General features: G+C 70.3%; 2 protein-coding genes. One reads left to right on the forward strand and one right to left on the reverse strand.

Annotated elements, in window-relative coordinates; all coding sequences use genetic code 11:
- Positions 1-43 precede the first annotated feature (43 nt).
- Entirely contained in the window at positions 44-1,576 is a 1,533-nt protein-coding gene (locus B7767_RS24490) for a DUF4331 domain-containing protein (RefSeq protein WP_085574097.1), read from the reverse strand.
- A 234-nt stretch (positions 1,577-1,810) separates the two neighbouring features.
- Here B7767_RS24490 and B7767_RS24495 point away from each other — a divergent pair.
- Positions 1,811-2,109 (forward strand): sigma factor (locus B7767_RS24495; protein ID WP_306297989.1); only part of this gene is annotated, 299 nt, incomplete at its 3' end.

Consider the following 2,109-nt stretch of genomic DNA (forward strand, 5'->3'; position numbering starts at 1 on the left):
CGTGCCGTGGGGGACGGGCCGCGCCGGTCGGGGTGGGACGGGGTCAGTACGCCCGGCCGCGCATCCGGCGCCACCACATCAGCGCCGCGCCGATCAGCAGCAGCCCGCCGGCTCCCGCACCGGCGGACGCGGCGATCAGGGCCGTGTCGCCGGACTCCTCCGCGCCCGCCGGCCGCAGCGCGTCACCGAGCTGGTTGCGTACGTCGTTGCCGCCGTCCACCCCCTCGGCGAGCGGGCCGCGCGAGCCCTCCGTCGGGTTCGCCAGGTACGGGAAGGCCGCCCCGAACTCCTTGTCGTTGGCGTCGACCGCGTCACCCAGGTCGTTCGCCGCCCCGACCAGTTCCCCCTCGACGACCTGGAGCGCGGCGTCGATCACGTCGTCCGTCAGCCGCCGCCCGTTCGGGAAGCCGGCGTTGTCCCCGTCCAGGACGCCCAGCCGCTTCGGTTCGGCGGCCGGCTCGATGGACGTGTTCAGGCGCAGCATCTCCGACGGCGTCACGTGCGGCGGCTGGTTGAGTCCCTCGACGCCCTTCAGGAACACGTCGACCAGGTCGTTGCGCGGCTCGTCGGGGGCCGGGATCTTGTAGACCGCCTCGATGAGCTTCGGCAGCTCCGGCTCGGTGACGTTCTTCAGGAACTGCGCGTCGTCCCACGGCGCGGACGCGTTGAACGTGTCCTTGTCCTTCAGCGGGTTGACGACCTCGTTGACCAGCGGTCCGCCCAGCCGCGACACCTGCACGAAGTGCCCCTCGGCGTTCTTGCGCTGCGTCGTCGACCAGATGCCAACGACCGGCTGGTCCGCGGACTCGGTGATCATGTCGGTCGGGACCTGGAGCGCCAGCGAGTTGACGTTGTAGCCCTTGAGCGTGTCGTTGCCGACCTCGGAGAGGTTCCCGCCGTACAGCAGGTCGAAGACCCGCAGGTCCAGGAAGAACGGGTCGTCGGCCTGCCCGGCGAACGTCGTCGTCCCGCCCGCGAGTTCGCGCACCGCCTGCTTGCGCAGGGTGTCGTAGTCCGGCATGGACGCCTTGCCGACGTTCGACGGCGCCACCGGGACGTCGTCCGCGATCTTCGTGCGGGACACCGCGTGCTGGTCCTTCAGCTTCAGCAGCTCGATGTCGTAGGTCTGCGTGATGTTGAGATCCTGGTCGTCCAGACCGGTGACCGGGCCGGTGTTGTAGAGGAACGTCCTGTCGTTCTTCGTGTGCGTTTTGAACGTGTAGCGGAACAGCAGCTCGCCCTGCGCGTCCCCGTTGTTGTCGATGTGGATGTCGTACTGCGCGTCCTCGGCGAACGTGAAGAAGTTCGGCCCGCCGGCCGGTTCCTCGAAGGGGATCCAGTTCGCGATGATCGTCGTCGTGTCCGGCTTGTCGGGACTGACGAACGCGTACAGGTCCGTGTTGTCGTACTGCGGGGTGCCCGAGATCAGCGGGGCCTCCCGGTGGCTGGAGGCGGAGGCCGCCTCGGGTTCCAGCGCGGTCACGCCGGCCGCCGCGAGCCCCCCGGCGGCCAGCGCCCCGCAGATCAGGGTCGCGAGACTCCCGCGCCCCGCACCGGTCCTGGAGTCAGTTGTCATGCCGTCCGTCCTCAGTGCCGACTTGCCTTGACGCACTGGTTTTCGGAGCGGACGACGGGCCGGATTGGTGGAGTTCGGAATTTCTTCCGGGCTCCTCCCGCCGGACCCGTACGTCCGTAGCATTTCTCGCTGCCGGCCCGCGTTTTCGGTCCGTTGATCCGTACTTACCGTCCGGAGGCTCGCATGCCTCGTGTGACCGGGCGGCCCGCAGGGGCGTGGAGAGGGGGATGCGCGTTGGAGGCGGACGAGCTGCTGGTGCTTGTGGCCGGAGGTGACCAGAAGGCGTTCGAGGACCTGTACGGACTGGTCTCCGGGCCGGTGTACGGGCTGGTGCGGCGCGTGGTGCGCGATCCGGCCCAGTCCGAGGAGGTGGCCCAGGAGGTGCTGCTCGAACTCTGGCGTTCCGCCGCGCGGTTCGACCCCGGCCGGGGCAGCGCGCTGTCCTGGGTCCTCACCCTCGCCCACCGCCGCGCCGTCGACCGGGTGCGCAGCGCCCGCGCGGCCGGCGAACGCGAGCAGCGCGAGGCCCGGCG

This window comes from Streptomyces sp. 13-12-16, from assembly GCF_002114215.1.
GTDB lineage: Bacteria > Actinomycetota > Actinomycetes > Streptomycetales > Streptomycetaceae > Streptomyces.

Excerpts from the sequence above, each read along its gene's own strand:
- B7767_RS24490 (WP_085574097.1), bottom strand. The coding sequence starts at position 1,576 with ATGACAACTGACTCCAGGACCGGTGCGGGGCGCGGGAGTCTCGCGACC.